Source organism: Rubrivirga halophila (assembly GCF_046845755.1).
In the GTDB taxonomy this organism is placed as follows: Bacteria; Bacteroidota; Rhodothermia; order Rhodothermales; family Rubricoccaceae; genus Rubrivirga.
The window spans coordinates 3,967,858-3,982,343 of the sequence record NZ_CP177357.1; the positions used below are offsets into that span (position 1 = coordinate 3,967,858).

A 14,486-nucleotide genomic window follows, 5' to 3' on the forward strand; every position below is an offset into this window, starting at 1 on the left:
GAGAGAGGCATGCGGGAGGAGGCACGGAGGGATGCGGGGACTCTGCCCATGCCGCATCCCCCATCCCTCGATCCCTCTTAGAACTGCTGGAGGAAGCGGACGTCGTTCTCGTACAGGAGCCGGATGTCGTCGATGCCGTGGCGGAGCATCGCCAGCCGCTCGACGCCCATGCCGAAGGCGTAGCCCGTGTAGCGCTCGGCGTCGATGCCGACGTTGGTGAGCACATTCGGGTCGACCATGCCGGAGCCCAGGATCTCCATCCAGCGCCCGCCGCCGGGCATGGTCTCGTCGGCCCACCACACGTCGACCTCGGCCGAGGGCTCGGTAAAGGGGAAGAAGTTGGGTCGGAAGCGCATGCGCGCCTCGCGAGCGGGCCCGTCGGAGGCGCCGAAAAAGGCCTTCCCGAACGCCATCAGCAGCGCCTTGAGGTCGGCGAAGCTGGCGGTCTCGTCGACGACGAGCCCCTCGACCTGGTGGAAAAGGCAGTAGCTCTTGTACGTGATGGCCTCGTTGCGGAAGACGCGGCCCGGCGCGATCACGCGGATCGGCGGGGCCTGGTGCTCCATCACCCGGACCTGGACGGGCGACGTGTGCGTGCGCAGCAGCACGCCCCGCCCCTCGGGCGCGGGCGGCTCCAGGAAGAACGTGTCCTGCATGTCCCGCGCCGGGTGGTCGGGCGGGAAGTTGAGCGCCGAGAAGTTGTGCCAGTCGTCCTCGATCTCGGGCCCGCGCGCGACGGCGAAGCCGAACGACCGGAAGATGTCCTGGATGTCGGTGAGCGTCTGGGTCAGCACGTGCAGGCTGCCCTGGCCGACCGGCGCGGGCACGCGGCCCGGCAGCGTCAGGTCGAGGTCGGTGGCCCCAGCCTCCGTGTCGCCCGCCAGTCCGGCGAGCGCGGCGTCGAGGCGCGACTGGGCGGCCTGCTTGAGCTCGTTGAGCCGCTGGCCGACCGCGCGGCGCTGGTCGCCGGGGACGGTCCCGATCTGGGCGAACAGGTCAGTGATGACGCCGGACTTCCGGCCGAGAAACCGGACCCGGTAGGCCTCGGCCGTCTCGGCGTCGGTGATCGGGAGCGCGTCGATCTCGGCCTGGACGGCGGCGATCGCGGAGTCGAGGGGCGTGTCGGACATGGGGCGGGGGAGCGGAGCGCGAGCCTACAAAAACTCCCGCCGGGCCGGGGCCGAGCGGGAGTCACGTGGTCGAGACGGTCCGGGGCTTACGCCGCGGCCAGCTCGACCACGGCGGTAAAGGCGGCCTTGTCGTGGACCGCGAGGTCCGCGAGGACCTTCCGGTTCAGCGGGACGCCGGCCTTCGAGAGGCCGGAGATCAGACGCGAGTACGTGGTCCCGTTCTGACGGGCGGCAGCGTTGATACGGGCGATCCAGAGCCGCCGGAACTGCCGCTTGCGAGCGCGGCGATCCCGGTAGGCGTACTGGAGGCCCTTTTCGACGGAGTGCTTGGCAACGGTGTAGACGTTGCCACGGCGGCCCCAGTAACCTTTCGCTTGTGCAAGAACCTTGCGGCGACGGCGACGGGAGGCCACGAGATTTCGAGCTCGGGGCATCTTGGATCCGTGGGTGAGGGTGAGGGAGGAGGGGCGGGCGAGGCGTCAGGCCTCGTTACTTGCCGAGCAGCCGCTTCATGCGGGGCTCGTCGGCAGCCGTGACCAGCGTGGCGTCGCGGAGATTCCGCTTGCGCTTCGGCGACTTCTTGGTCAGGATGTGGCTCGTAAACGCCTTGTGACGCTTGACGCGACCCGTCCCGGTCAGCGTGAAGCGCTTCTTGGCGCCGCTGTTCGACTTCATCTTCGGCATCGGTCTCTCGGGGAGGGTCCGGACAAGGCCGCCCGCCGCGAGTGCGCAGCGGGCGGAACGAACCCGGAAGCTAGAGGCCGCTCCGGGCGGCGACCACCGGCCCGGGCGCTCTTCGCAGAGTGTTGGCGCGGTTCTAGGCCTCGCGCTCGAAGTACAGGTAGACGTAGACCGCGGCGCCGAACGAGGCCGCGTCGGTCGACGCGAGCCGCCAGCCGGCGGCGGTGTACGTGTCCAGCAGCGCCTGCACCTCCTCCTGGGAGGCCTCGGCGATGTGGTTCTTGTTGAGGGTCGGCTTCGAGTAGAAGGTCCGAGCCTCGACGCGGTACTCCGTCACCGGACTACTTCACCGGGGTCAGCATCGTCGTCATGCGACGGCCCTCCATGATCGGCGCCTGGTCCACCTTGGCGATGTCCGCGAGGTCCTCCGTGAACCGCTCGAGCATGTCGAGGCCCTGGTCCTTGTAGATGATGTCGCGGCCGCGGAACTGGACCCACGCCTTGACCTTGTTGCCCTTGGTCAAGAACTCGCGCGCGTGCTTGAGCTTGAAGTCGTAGTCGTGGTCGTCGGTGCGGGGGCGGAAGCGGACTTCCTTGAGCTCGCCCTGGTGCGCCTGCTTTTTGCGCTGCTCCTTGGCCTTCTTCTGCTGCTCGTACCGGAACTTCCCGTAGTCCATGATCTTCGTCACGGGCGGGTCCGACGTCGCGGAGATCTCGACCAGGTCCATGCCCATGCTGCGGGCAAGGTCGAGGGCCTCTTCGGTGGGCATGACCCCCTTCTGGCCGTCGCCGTCCATGACGACGCGGACCTGGGAGGCGCGAATGTGCTCGTTGATGTTGACGTCGGGCTCGCGGCGAGCCGGCTGCGGGCGACGGGATCTGCGTCGGGCTATGGTGGACCTCTCGGGTAGTTGGAAGCGGGTGCGCGACGGACGCGCGGGGTGTATGAGATACGCCGCGCGGCGCCCGGTTGTTCGGGCGGAACCGTCGAAAACGTAAGGAATCGCCCGGTTCCCCGATGAATATCGGCGGGTCGGCCACGTCTCTGAACGTGGGAGCCGGCCAGATCGCGCGTCGGGGCCTCCCGGGCCGGGCTAGCTTGGCCCACGCCCACCGCCCTTTCCGATGGACTTTACCACCGTCGACCTCCGGGTCGGGACCGTCGCCGAGGCCGCCATGGAAGGCGAGGCGCTCCGCCTGTCGATCGACGTGGGCGGCGTCCGCCAGCCGGCGCTGGCGCACATCGGGGAGAACTACGGGCCCGACGACCTCGTGGGCAGACAGGTGGTCGTGGTGCCGGGCGACGGGGGCGTCGTCGTGCTGGCGGCGGTGAACGCGCAGGACGGCGCGGTGCTGCTCCGCCCGGACCGGCCCGTCGCCTCGGGCACGCGGGTGGTGTGAGGGGCGTGGCGCTCGGTGATAGGGGACCTGCCCGAAGGTGATGCGTGATCCGTGATGCGTGAGCCTCTCGCAGGACAGGTCACGCATCACGGATCACGTATCAGGTTCGAGAGACACGTCAGGGGAGAGCCGGCCGTCACACCGGACCAAATCGGGGCGGAGACCGATGGCGGGCGGCACCGACGCGCGGCCTGCGTCGTTGATTACCGCATGACCACGCCCACCGACACCGCCGCCCTCGACGTCGCCGCCGTCCGCGCCCAGTTCCCGATCCTGGGCCGGACCGTCTACGACGACCGCCCGCTCGTCTACCTCGACAACGCCGCGACGACGCAGAAGCCGCAGGCCGTGCTCGACCGGCTGGCGACGTACTACGGCCACGAGAACGCCAACGTCCACCGCGGGGTGCACTACCTCTCGGCGGAGGGGACGGAGGCGTACGAGGCCGCGCGGCGCGTCGTGCAGGCCCACCTCGGCGCCGAGCACGCGCACGAAATCGTGTTCACGCGGGGCACGACGGAGGCCATCAACCTGGTCGCGAATGGCTTCGCGACCCGGCTGGCCGAGGGCGACACGGTCGTCGTGAGCGCGCTCGAGCACCACGCCAACATCGTCCCGTGGCAGCTCGCGTGCGAGCGTCGCGGCGCGACGCTGCGCGTCATCCCCGCGCTCGACTCCGGCGACCTCGACCTCTCCGGCCTCGACGAGATCATCACCGAGGCGACCCAGGTGGTCGCCGTGACGCACACCTCGAACGCACTCGGCACGGTCGTCGACCTCCGCCCGATCATCGCAGCGGCGCGAGCCGTGGACGCGGCGGTGCTCGTGGACGGGGCGCAAGCGGTCCCGCACGCCGCCGTCGATGTGCAGGCGCTCGGCGCCGACTTTTTCGTGTTCTCGGGCCACAAGGCGTTTGGCCCGACCGGCATCGGCGCGCTGTGGGGCCGCGAGGACTGGCTCGAAACGCTGCCGCCGTACCAGGGCGGCGGCGATATGATCGATCAGGTCACGTTCGAGAAGACGACGTTCGCCGGGCTCCCGGCCAAGTTCGAGGCGGGCACCCCGCACGTGGCGGGCGGCATCGGGCTCGGGACCGCGCTGGCGTGGCTCGGTGATCTCGGGATGGACGCCGTGGCCGCCCACGAGCACGACGTGCTGGCGTACGCCGAAGAGCGGCTCGCGGCGATCGACGGGCTCCGCTTTGTCGGCACGCCCGCCCGCCGCGCGGGCGCGATCTCGTTCCTCCTTGGCGACGTCCACCCGTACGACGCGGGCACCGTCCTCGACCGGCTCGGCATCGCGGTTCGGACGGGCCAGCACTGCGCCCAGCCCATCATGGACCGGCTCGCCGTGCCGGGCACCGTCCGCGCCTCGTTCGCCGTCTACAACACACGCGAGGATGTGGATGCGCTCGTCGATGGGCTCAGCCGCGTCGCCACGATGTTCGGCTAGGCACGCCGTTGGCCGCTTCGATGGGCCCTGCCGCCCGTCTCACCCCGCACGTTCTCCAGAGATGACCGAGTCCGACCGCCGCCAGCAGGAGATCGTCGACGAGTTCGCGTTCCTCGACGACTGGATGCTCCGCTTCCAGCAGGTCATCGAGCACGGCGAGGCGATGGACCCGCTGCCCGACGACGTCAAGACCGACGACCGGCTCGTGCGCGGCTGCCAGTCGCGCGTCTGGCTCGACGCGCGCGCCGACACCGACGCCTTCCACGTCCGTGCCGACTCCGAGAGCCAGATCGTCAAGGGGCTGGCGTCGCTGCTCGTCCGCGTCTACGACGGGCTCGACCCGGCCGAGGCGGCGGGTGCCGACCTCTGGTTTGCCAAAGAGATCGGGCTGGCGGAGCACTTGTCGCCGAACCGGGCGAATGGCCTCGACGCGATGCAGCGGGCCATCCGTGCCGCCGCGCACGCGGGGTAGCGTCCCCGGTTGTCAGCAGTCGAGCCCGCGCACGAACGCCAGCGTCTCGGGGCCGACCACGCGGTCGTCGCGGCTCAGGTTGAACACGCCCGCCTCGTGGTTGAGGGCCGGCATGGTGGCCGCGCGGTGCCGGACGCCGGAGGCGCGAAGGGCGCGAGCTAGCGCGTCGCCCTGAAGCTTGAACAGCTCAGCCTCGCCGTCAGCATAGATCAGCAGCGTCGGCGGGGCGTCGGCGGTGACGGAGCTCGCGGGCGACGCCTCGATCTGCCAGGCGTACGGCTCGGCGGGCGGGCCGTCGATCGCCTGGCGCGCGGGCGAGAACCGCTCAGCGTAGTAGCCAAAGCCCGTCGTCTCCCACGTCGCCGCATCGGTCAGGTCGAGCCCGGCGCCGCTGACCGAGACCATCCCGCACGCCGGGGCCGCGCCGGCCTGCTCGCGCACGTCCGCGTCGTAGGCGACGTGCGCCGCGAGTTGGGCGCCGGCCGAGTGGCCCATCAGCACGACGGCGTCTGGGTCGCCGCCGAGGCGGGCGGTCTCGCGCTGGACGAACGCCAGCGCCGCGGCCACGTCGGCCACCTGCTCGCGCCACGTCGCACCGGGCATCAGGCGGTAGCTGGTCACGGCCGTCGCGTGCCCCTGCGTCGCGAAAAAGCGGCCGACGTTGCCGTAAATGTCCTCGCCGCCGAACGTGTACGCCCGGTCGCCCTCGACCCACCCGCCGCCGTGGACGAACAGGATCGTGTGCCCGGAGGCGCCAGCCGACTCGGCTGGCGCGAACCAGTCGAGCCGGTGCTTGTCGATGCCGTCGTCGATGTACGCGAGGTCGGCGCGGACGAGCGACGGGTCGAGGGCGACCTCGTCGTAGAACACGTCGGTCAAGAGGGCTTTCGCCGGTCCGCAGGCGGCGAGGACAAGGACGAGCGCGAGCAGGAGGAGTCGGTGCATGAGGTGGGTACCGCCCGCGTTGCGCGGTGTGCCCCTATCGGGTGGCCTCAGGCCGAGTCCTACATTCCCCTACCCGCCCCGACCGCCATGCCGACCACGCTACCCGATATCCCGCTCCGCGTCGAGGAGTGGACGAGTTACCCCGGCTCGTTCGACGCGTTCATGGCGCTGCCCGAGGGCACGCTGGCGCAGTACATCGACGGCACCATTCACATGTCACCGGCTCCCCGTCCCCAGCATCAGAACGTCGTCCTGAAGCTCGGCGCTGCGCTTCAGGCCTACGCCGCCGAGCACGGAGGGTACGCGGCCATCGCGCCGTTCGACGTGTACTTAGAGTCCGATCGGGCGGTCCAGCCCGACGTGTTTTACCTAGCAGCCGACCGCCTCGACCGGATCAGCGAGCGGGGCATCGAGGGCGCGCCGACGCTCGTGGTCGAGGTGCTCTCCCCATCGACGGCGTACCTCGACGTCTTGGTTAAGCGCCGGCTCTACGAGGAGGCCGACGTCGACGAGTACTGGGTGATCGACCCCGGCGAGCGGTCGGTGATGGTGCTCACGCGCGAGCACCCCGGGCTGGCCGGGCTGGCGCGGACGGCCTACGTCTACGAGGCCGGGCCTGTCGCCTCGACCGCGCTGGCGGGCTTCGAGGTCGAGGCCGCGAATCTGTTCGACCGGCCGTAGGCCCCGCCTCGGTTGGCCCGCGGACGCACCGAGGCGGGACAGGCTAGGCCCGGCCCAGGCTCGTGGCGATCTCCGCCAGCAGCGCTTCGCGCAGCGCGTCCGGCGCCTGCGCGCCCTGGTCGGAGTCGTCGCCCAGCCCGTGGCGGCGGACGCTGACCGTCCCGGCCTCGGCCTCGGTCTTGCCGATCACCAGCATCACCGGGACCTTCTCGACCTCGGCGTCGCGGATCTTGCGGCCCACCTTCTCCGACCGCGTGTCGACCTCGACGCGCAGGCCCGCCTGGCGGAGCCCGTCGGCGACCGACGCCGCGTAGTCGTTCTGGGCGTCGGTGATGGGCAGGAGCTTGACCTGGACCGGCGCCAGCCACAGCGGGAGGTTGCCGCCGGTGTGCTCCAGCATCACGCCGATAAACCGCTCCAGCGATCCGAACGGCGCGCGGTGGATCATGATCGGCCGGACGCGGTCGTCGTTCTCGTCGATGTACGTCAGGTCGAACCGCTCCGGGAGGTTGTTGTCGTACTGGACCGTCCCGAGCTGCCAGCTCCGGCCGAGCGCGTCCTTGACCATGAAGTCGAGCTTCGGCCCGTAGAAGGCGGCCTCGCCCTCTTCCTCGACGGTCTCCAGCCCCATTTCGGCGGCGGCCTCGCGGATGGCCTGCTCGGCGGCGTCCCACTCGGCCGGCTCGCCGATGTACTTCGTGGTGTTGGCCGGGTCGCGGAGCGAGACCTGGGCCGTGAAGTCGTCGAACGACAAGGCACGGAGGACCGTCAGCGTCAGGTCGATGACGTTCTTGAACTCCTCCTTGACCTGCGCGGGCGTGCAAAAGATGTGGGCGTCGTCCTGCGTGAAGCCGCGGACGCGCGTGAGCCCGCCGAGCTCGCCCGACTGCTCGTAGCGGTAGACCGTCCCGAACTCCGCGAGGCGGACCGGGAGGTCGCGGTAGCTCCGCGGCTTGTGGTCGTAGATCTGGGTGTGGTGCGGGCAGTTCATCGGCTTGAGCAGGTAGCCCTGCTCGTCGTCGTGCCCCTCGTGGCTGCGCGCGTCGGGGTCCTCGCCCTCCGGCAGCGCCGGGCCCTTCTGGCCCTCCAGCATCGGCGGGAACTGGCTGTCCGAGTAGTACGGGTAGTGGCCCGAGGTCCGGAACAGGTCGAGCCGGCCGATGTGGGGCGTGACCACGGGCTCGTAGCCGCGGCGCACCTGCTCCTCCTTGAGGAAGTCCATCAGCGTCTCGCGCAGCCGAGCGCCCTTGGGGAGCCACATCGGCAGGCCCGGGCCCACCTTGTCGCTGAACATGAACAGTTCGAGCTCCCGGCCCAGCTTGCGGTGGTCGCGCTGCTTCGCCAGCTCCAGCCGCTCCAGGTACTCCGTCAGCATCGACGCCTTCGGGAAGCTGACGCCATAGATCCGCGTGAGCTGCGGGCGGCTCTCGTCGCCGCGCCAGTACGCCCCCGCCAGCGACATCACCTTGACGGCCTTGATCGGCTTGGTCGCCGCGATGTGCGGGCCGCGGCACAGGTCGGTAAAGCCGCCCTGCGTGTAGAACGTGATCGTCCCGTCGTCGAGCCCCTCCAAGAGCTCCAGCTTGTACGGGTCGCCCTTCTCTTGGAAGTGGGCGATCGCCTCGGCCTTCGACACGTCGCGGCGCTCGAACGTGCTGTTGGTCCGCGCCAGCTCGATCATCTTTTTCTCGATGGCCGGAAAGTCGTCGGACGACAGCGTGGGGTGACTGGTCTCGCTGAGGTCGACGTCGTAGTAGAACCCGGTCTCGATGGCGGGCCCGATGCCCAGCTTGACGCCGGGGTACAGCGCCTCCAGCGCCTCCGCGAGCAGGTGCGCCGACGAGTGCCAGAAGGCGTGCTTGCCGCCCTCGGAGTCCCACGTCAGGATGGCGACCGTCGCGCCGTCTGGGAGCGGCCGGTCGAGGTCGCGGACCTCGCCGTCGACCTCGACGGCGAGCGCGGCGCGGGCCAGGCCCGACGAGATGGACTGGGCCAGGTCGCGGCCCGTCGCGCCGTCGTCGAGCGTGCGGGCGGAGCCGTCGGGGAGGGTGATCTGCATTCCGGTGCGTGCGGGAGTCGGCCGGGAAGCTACCCGCGCGCCCGGACGGCCCTCGTCCGCGACCGGCGAAAACGATGCGAGAACCGGCCTGCACCGGCGGGCGCTAGCGCACGCGGTCGAAGGCGACGCCGCGGAAGGGCCCGGCGTGCGGACGGTCGGCGTCTCCGGCGGTGTCGAAGACCAGGCGGTCGCCCTCGATGCGGGCCGTCGCCGGCTCGGCGTCGCCCGTGTCGATCGTCACGACGCGGCAGGCGGCGTCGGCGCGCCAGCGGCCCGCGTGCTCGACGCCTGCGAGGGCCTCGGCGTCCGCATCACGGTATGTGGCGCGGCCGTCGTCGTCCAGCGCGAGCCTCAGGTGGGGCACGATCCCACCCGCTTTCGCCTCGGCCCGGACGCCCTGGTACGCGTCCTTCCGGGCCGTCCACTCAACCTCCGCCAGCGAGCCCTCGTCGGGCCGGGGCCCGAGCTCCGCCAGCGAGGCTTCCATCGAGGCGACGACGTCGGCGATGAGGGGCGCGCGGTCGAGGGCGTACGTCCCCGCCACGCCGCAGGGGTCAGGGGCGACCGGGAGCGCGAGCAGGGCGGCCGCGAGGCCCAGGGCGAGTGGGGAGAGCAGAAGGCGCACGGGGATCGAGAGGATGTGCTAAATACTTAACACATCGCGAGCGGGTGCGCAAGCTCCAGGTGCCCGGTGGGGCGTTCGGCGACCCCGATGGGGAGGGGCGCACAAGAGCCTAACGGTCGGATTCGCAACATCTCGCGGGGTCGCCGCGTTAACCCCTTGTCCCGCAATCTCGAAGACCGCGCTGGAGAGCGCACACCCCGATGGCCACCCCCAAGATGAACGACGACTGGCGCCGCCTCCGCGACCGCATCAAAGCGATGTGGGACGGCGTGACGTTCGACGACGACCGCCTCAAGAAGACGCGCGGCAGCCTGCGCCAGATGGTCTCGCTCATCAAGGACCGGACCGGGGAGTCGCGCGTCGAGATCCGCCGCAAGATCGCCGCCGTGATGTAGCGGCTCGGGGGCGCGGGCGGGCTGCCCCCTGCACACCTTCCCCGGCCGGCTTGCAGCCCGGTTATTGAGACCGGCGCCCTACTTTCGGGTGCGCGCTCATGCCCCCATGCACCCCGACTACCGCTACCGCGCGACGGTCGCCTCCGTCTACGACGGCGACACGCTCCGCGCCGATGTCGACCTCGGCTTCTCGGCCTGGCTCAAGAACGTCAGCTTCCGGCTGTTCGGGATCAACACGCCCGAGATCCGGGGGGGCACCCCGGAGACCAAGGCGGCCGGATACGCCGCTCGCGACCGGTTCTTGGAGCTGGCCCCGATCGGCACGCCGGTCCTGATCGAGTCCACGAAGGCGGGCAAGTACGGCCGCTACCTCGCCGACGTGTTCGTCGAGCAGCCCGACGGGACCGTCCTCCACGTCAACCAGGTGCTGCTCGACGAGGGCCACGCTGTCCCGTACATGGGTTAGAAGAGCGACTGCTGGCGGCTCTCGAGATCGAGCAGGGCCCGCTTGCGGTCGAGCCCGCCCGCGTAGCCGACGAGCGCCCCGTCGGTGCCGACGACGCGGTGGCACGGCACGACGACGGCCACGGGGTTCTGCCCGTTCGCCGCGCCGACGGCCTGCGCCGCGCCGGGCATCCCGAGCCGGCCCGCGAGCGCCCCGTAGCTCAGCGTCTCACCGTGTGGAATCGCGCATAGCGCCGCCCAGACCCGCTCCTGAAACGGCGTCCCGCCGAGTGCGAGGGGCACGTCGAACACGACCGCCTCGCCCGCGAAGTAGGCCGCCAGCTGGGCGCGAGCGGCGTCGAGCACGGCGTCGGTGCCCTCGGGCTCGTCGGGCGGGTCGCCGAAGGTGACGGCGGTGAGGGCGGCGCCGTTGGACACGAGCGAGAGGGGGCCGAGCGGCGTGTCGAGCGTGGCGCGAGACATGCCGGCAAGCTAGGGCGCGTCGCCAGGGTCCGCTTTCTCCGGCCCGCTGTGTACCGCGCCGCCTGGGCGACGGCCGCGACACTCTGGCCCCGCGCTAGTCCGACCCCTCGCAGAATCGGTCGAACCGGGCGTCGATCGACCCCGCCGTCTGGACGATCAGGTCGAGGTACTCGGCGGGCGTCAACACGCCGGAGCACGCCTCCGCTTTGTAGTGGTGGAGGACCACCACGTTGCCTGCGAGCGGGCCGTCCGCCGTTCGCCGGCGGTGGCCTAACGTGCGGTCTCGCTCCGACCCGCTGCGCATGCGCCTCCCGACGCGCCCCCTCGTGATCCTCCTGGTCGTGCTCGGCGCGAGCGCCGTGGCGCAGCCGGCCGACGGACTGCCGCTCATCCCGCGCGTGATGGCGCTGGGGCCCGACCTCCCCGAATTCCGGTCTGTCGGTCCCGAGCCGCGGCCGGTCGAGCCCGGCCTGTTCGCGCACGTCCGGCCCGTTTTCGAGGTGCCCTCGCCCGATGGCGCGTGGCTGGCGGGCACCGCCGGGGGCGCGCTGACCGTCCGTCCGGCGGACGCCGACGCGCCCGCGCTGACCGTCCCGGCGGGCGACGGGCCGCGGTGGAGCGTCGCCAGCGCCAAGTGGTCGCCCGATGGTGCGCGCTTAGCGGCCCGCCGCGTCGACGACTCCGCCGTGCCCCGGGTGCCGATCGTCGGGGCCGAGGGCGACACCGTCCGGTGGGCGCCGTACTCCCGAGCTGGCGAGCCGCTTCCGGCGCACCGCCTGTGGGTGGTCGAGCGGGCGACGGGCGAGGCCCTGCCCGTTCGGCACGCGCCCGACGCCGAGTTCGTCCACGCCGTCGGGTGGAGCGCGGACGGGACGCGGCTCCGGTTTCTAGAAGCGGACCGGTTGCTCCGGCGCCTCGACCTGCGCGAGCTCGACGTCCAGACGGGCAGGGCGCGGACGCTGCTGCGCGAGGAGAGCGAGGGCCGCGTGATCGGCATCGAGATGATCCACGGCTATGGCGGGCGCCTCGACGCGCTCGGCTGGGTCACACTTTTGGAGAACGGCCGCTTCGTGTGGACGAGCGAGCGGACGGGCGAGGCCCACCTGTCGCTGTACGACGCCGACGGGGGGCTCGTCCGCCCGCTGACCGAGGGCGTGCTGCCCGGTCCGGTCCAGCGCGTCGCCCACGTCGACCACACCAACGGCGCGCTCTACGTCGTCGCCGTCGCGGATGCCGACGCCCCGTGGGACCACGCCCTCTACCGCGTCGGCCTGGACGGCGACGTGCGACCCGTGGCCGACGGGCCCGTGATCGAGGCGGTGCGCCCGACCGACGGCGGCGACCTCCTGGTCCTCCGCGCGGGGTTTCCGGATCTCCTCCAGCTCGACCGCGTGACGCCCGGGGGCGAGACCGTCGGCACGCCGTGGGCCGCCGATTGGGGCTTCCTCGACGGGATGCCGCGCCGCCACGAGCGCCTGGTGCTCACCGCGGCCGACGGGGTCACGCCGCTCGACGCCCTCCTCGTGCTCCCGCCTGGCGCCCCGCCCCTTCACAGCGTCCCGCTCGTCGACTACGCGTACGGTGGGCCAAACGCGGTGCAGGTGCCGCGGACGCCGCAGACGCCGTGGCTCTGGGAGGCGTACCGGCTCGCCGAGCAGGGCGTGGCCACCCTGTTTGTTGACGGCCGAGGCTCGCCGGGCCGCGGCCGGGCCTTCCTCGACGTTTCGGCCGGGCGGATCGGGCAGGTCGAGGTCGCTGACCACCGGGCGGCCGTCGAGCAGGTGCTCGCGCGGGTCCCCGCGCTCGACCCCGAGCGCGTCGCCGTACTGGGCCACAGCCTGGGCGGTGTGCTCGGGCTCCGCGCCCTCGCCGAGGCGCCCGACGTGTACCGCGCCGCTGTCTTGTTCGCGCCCGCGGTCGACGCGGCGACAATGCGGGTCTGGGTGGAGCCCTACATGGGCTGCCTCCCGGCCGACTGCCCCGATGCCTACGCCGCCAGCGCCGGGCGTGGGCTCGCGGACCGCGTCGAGGGAGCGGTGCTGATCGTCCACGGGACGGCCGACGACGACGTGCCGTTCGCCGAGGGCGCCGGCTTGGCGGCGGCCTTGGAGGCCGCTGGCGTCGACGTCACGTTCGTGCCGATGCCGGGGTGGGACCACATCGTCCAGCGCTCACCCGAGGTCTGGGGCCGCGCCGTCTCGTTCCTCCTCGACACGTTGCGCTAGGCGCTAGGCGCCCGGCCCCGGCGTCCGCGCCGGGACCATCCGAGCCTCAGCGCTCTGCCATGCGCGTTCACGTCTGCACCTCCAGGCCTCGCCGTCCCCGCCCCGCGCAGGTCCTCGGCGGTCGTCCGATCCTCGGCGCGCCGCCTTGGAAGAGCCCTCCCTCGTCTCAACGAGTGTCGCGGCGCCGCTGGCAGACACACCGCGGCCGCCACGCCCGAGGCTCGCGTCAGAGGGGCGCCTCGGTGCCGGCGTGGCCGGCGCGCGGGGGTGGGGAGCAGAGCGGGGGGGCGCAAGCGGGATTTGCAACTGGAGAAGGAGCGCTGCGGCCCCGGGGCGGGTCCCGGCAGGAGCCCGGCGCCCCGGGGCACGCGCGCCCCGCCGCTCTCGCCGGCCCCACGTCAGCTGGCGGTCCGGTGGACGAACCCGTCGAGGGCGATGGTGTAGCGGCGGGCGTCGGGGTCGTAGCGGACCGAGTAACGCGTGGGGTAGTAGCCCGTCCGGGCGACGGCCTCGGGCTGGGCCAGCGTCTCGACGTGGTCGGGCTTGGACTGGAGCCACGCCCGCGTCATCATCGGCTCGGGAAAGATGACCTGGCCGTCGTAGCTCCCCCAGATGAACACCTCGGTAAAGGGCGGCCCGCCGGGCGCGTACGTCGGGTCGTCGCCGTCGAACCAGTGCCATCCCATCAGCGGGATCGCGAGGTTGTCCGGGGGCGAGACGTAGCTCGCCGGGAGGTAGCGGGCCTCGGGGAAGCGCTCGGCCTTGGCCACGAACTCGGGGTTCGACGGGAGCCACGTCCGCCGCTCGGCCTCGGGCACCATGTAAAAGTGCATGTCGAAGTGGGGGACGGTGAACAGGCCCTCGGGCTCGTGGCCCTCGGGGTTCCAGTCGAGCGAGATGTGGTCGATGCCGAGCCCGAGGTCGGCGGCCTCGGCGGGGAGCGCGAGCGTGTGCATGTGCATGGCCTCGTGGCCCGGCATCGCGGCCTTGGCGGGGAGCCCGTCGAGCGCCGTCTCGGTGAGCATCAGCCCGATGGCCTCGGGCGTCCCGTCGGCGTGCGTGCGGACAAAGGCCCAGGCCTCGCCGTCGCCGATGGCGACGGCCGGGCCGTCGTGCGTCTGGAGGGCGGCTGTCGTCTGGGCGAGGGGGGCCGTGGCCAGACCGAGGAGGAGGAAGAGGAGGGAGCGTTGCATGGCGGAGGGGTGGGGCACCGGGCCCCGCTGGGGGCGGCCCCAGTGTCTCGCTCCCGGCGCCTCCGGCGCGTGGGACGAAGTGCCCATTTTTTCCGACCGCCCCCGCCTCGCGCCGTCGAGCCGGCGGGTGGGCGTCGTACGTTTTGGGCTTCGAGAAGCGGTCCCGGCAGGCGCCCGTCTCGACCCCGCAGCCCTCGGTGTGCTGTGCACCGACGCCCTGTGGCCCAGCCGAGCAACCCCGGCCGGGGCAGACCGCCCCTGGGCGGGCCCTGGCCCGCCCGCTTCCGGGCCCCCGGGCTC

General features: G+C 71.8%; 18 protein-coding genes. 7 read left to right on the forward strand and 11 right to left on the reverse strand.

Translation table 11 applies throughout. From position 1 onward, the window contains the following. Positions 1-77: 77 nt before the first annotated feature. The 5 genes from pheS to infC all read right to left on the reverse strand — a co-directional run bounded on the left by pheS (position 78) and on the right by infC (position 2,704). The gene (gene pheS / locus ACLIRP_RS17365; protein WP_412061731.1) at positions 78-1,130 is read right to left on the reverse strand and encodes a phenylalanine--tRNA ligase subunit alpha; all 1,053 of its coding nucleotides are present in this window, start codon (positions 1,128-1,130) and stop codon (positions 78-80) included. 86 nt (positions 1,131-1,216) lie between these two features. Further along, complete coding sequence (rplT, locus tag ACLIRP_RS17370; RefSeq protein ID WP_412061732.1) at positions 1,217-1,564, reverse strand: 50S ribosomal protein L20; 348 nt, start codon at positions 1,562-1,564, stop codon at positions 1,217-1,219. A 55-nt stretch (positions 1,565-1,619) separates the two neighbouring features. Next, on the reverse strand, positions 1,620-1,814 hold the full coding sequence (rpmI, locus tag ACLIRP_RS17375; protein ID WP_412061733.1) for a 50S ribosomal protein L35: 195 nt from the start codon (positions 1,812-1,814) through the stop codon (positions 1,620-1,622). 133 nt (positions 1,815-1,947) lie between these two features. Then, the gene (locus ACLIRP_RS17380) at positions 1,948-2,148 is read right to left on the reverse strand and encodes a DUF4177 domain-containing protein (protein ID WP_412061734.1); all 201 of its coding nucleotides are present in this window, start codon (positions 2,146-2,148) and stop codon (positions 1,948-1,950) included. A gap of 4 nt (positions 2,149-2,152) precedes the next feature. Beyond that, positions 2,153-2,704 carry a translation initiation factor IF-3 gene (gene infC, locus ACLIRP_RS17385; protein WP_412063729.1) on the reverse strand — a complete coding sequence of 184 codons (552 nt, stop codon included), beginning with the start codon at positions 2,702-2,704 and terminating at the stop codon, positions 2,153-2,155. Between the two features lie 232 nt (positions 2,705-2,936). Here infC and ACLIRP_RS17390 point away from each other — a divergent pair, with 232 nt between their 5' ends. The 3 genes from ACLIRP_RS17390 (at position 2,937) to ACLIRP_RS17400 (ending at position 5,136) form a co-directional block, all read left to right on the forward strand. After that, the gene (locus tag ACLIRP_RS17390) at positions 2,937-3,212 is read left to right on the forward strand and encodes a tRNA-binding protein (RefSeq protein ID WP_412061735.1); all 276 of its coding nucleotides are present in this window, start codon (positions 2,937-2,939) and stop codon (positions 3,210-3,212) included. Positions 3,213-3,422: 210 nt separating this feature from the next. After that, a complete protein-coding gene (locus tag ACLIRP_RS17395) occupies positions 3,423-4,664 on the forward strand; it encodes a SufS family cysteine desulfurase (RefSeq protein ID WP_412061736.1) in 1,242 nt (413 codons plus the stop codon). A gap of 61 nt (positions 4,665-4,725) precedes the next feature. Continuing rightward, the gene (locus tag ACLIRP_RS17400; RefSeq protein WP_412061737.1) at positions 4,726-5,136 is read left to right on the forward strand and encodes a SufE family protein; all 411 of its coding nucleotides are present in this window, start codon (positions 4,726-4,728) and stop codon (positions 5,134-5,136) included. 12 nt (positions 5,137-5,148) lie between these two features. On the opposite strand, the gene ACLIRP_RS17405 is transcribed toward ACLIRP_RS17400, so the two are convergent. Beyond that, positions 5,149-6,081: an alpha/beta hydrolase gene (locus ACLIRP_RS17405; RefSeq protein ID WP_412061738.1), complete on the reverse strand. Its 933-nt coding sequence runs from the start codon at positions 6,079-6,081 to the stop codon at positions 5,149-5,151. A gap of 87 nt (positions 6,082-6,168) precedes the next feature. On the opposite strand from ACLIRP_RS17405, the gene ACLIRP_RS17410 reads away from it, so the two are divergent. Then, positions 6,169-6,762 (forward strand): Uma2 family endonuclease, encoded by a 594-nt coding sequence (locus ACLIRP_RS17410; protein WP_412061739.1) that lies wholly within the window; start codon positions 6,169-6,171, stop codon positions 6,760-6,762. A gap of 43 nt (positions 6,763-6,805) precedes the next feature. Here the strand turns inward: ACLIRP_RS17410 and thrS are convergent, their stop codons facing one another. After that, positions 6,806-8,821: a threonine--tRNA ligase gene (gene thrS / locus ACLIRP_RS17415; RefSeq protein WP_412061740.1), complete on the reverse strand. Its 2,016-nt coding sequence runs from the start codon at positions 8,819-8,821 to the stop codon at positions 6,806-6,808. A 103-nt stretch (positions 8,822-8,924) separates the two neighbouring features. Continuing rightward, complete coding sequence (locus ACLIRP_RS17420) at positions 8,925-9,446, reverse strand: hypothetical protein (RefSeq protein WP_412061741.1); 522 nt, start codon at positions 9,444-9,446, stop codon at positions 8,925-8,927. Positions 9,447-9,646: 200 nt separating this feature from the next. On the opposite strand from ACLIRP_RS17420, the gene ACLIRP_RS17425 reads away from it, so the two are divergent. Both ACLIRP_RS17425 and ACLIRP_RS17430 read left to right on the forward strand, forming a co-directional pair. Then, positions 9,647-9,841 carry a hypothetical protein gene (locus ACLIRP_RS17425; protein WP_412061742.1) on the forward strand — a complete coding sequence of 65 codons (195 nt, stop codon included), beginning with the start codon at positions 9,647-9,649 and terminating at the stop codon, positions 9,839-9,841. 106 nt (positions 9,842-9,947) lie between these two features. Beyond that, positions 9,948-10,307 (forward strand): thermonuclease family protein, encoded by a 360-nt coding sequence (locus tag ACLIRP_RS17430; protein ID WP_412061743.1) that lies wholly within the window; start codon positions 9,948-9,950, stop codon positions 10,305-10,307. Here the strand turns inward: ACLIRP_RS17430 and ACLIRP_RS17435 are convergent. Next, on the reverse strand, positions 10,304-10,768 hold the full coding sequence (locus ACLIRP_RS17435; protein ID WP_412061744.1) for a methylated-DNA--[protein]-cysteine S-methyltransferase: 465 nt from the start codon (positions 10,766-10,768) through the stop codon (positions 10,304-10,306). The genes ACLIRP_RS17430 and ACLIRP_RS17435 overlap by 4 nt on opposite strands. A gap of 94 nt (positions 10,769-10,862) precedes the next feature. Further along, positions 10,863-10,997, reverse strand: a complete 135-nt coding sequence (locus ACLIRP_RS17440; RefSeq protein ID WP_412061745.1) for a hypothetical protein — start codon at positions 10,995-10,997, stop codon at positions 10,863-10,865. 73 nt (positions 10,998-11,070) lie between these two features. On the opposite strand from ACLIRP_RS17440, the gene ACLIRP_RS17445 reads away from it, so the two are divergent. Further along, complete coding sequence (locus ACLIRP_RS17445; protein ID WP_412061746.1) at positions 11,071-12,993, forward strand: prolyl oligopeptidase family serine peptidase; 1,923 nt, start codon at positions 11,071-11,073, stop codon at positions 12,991-12,993. 398 nt (positions 12,994-13,391) lie between these two features. Here the strand turns inward: ACLIRP_RS17445 and ACLIRP_RS17450 are convergent, their stop codons facing one another. Next, the gene (locus tag ACLIRP_RS17450; protein WP_412061747.1) at positions 13,392-14,186 is read right to left on the reverse strand and encodes a DUF5602 domain-containing protein; all 795 of its coding nucleotides are present in this window, start codon (positions 14,184-14,186) and stop codon (positions 13,392-13,394) included. Between the last annotated feature and the right edge of the window lie 300 nt (positions 14,187-14,486).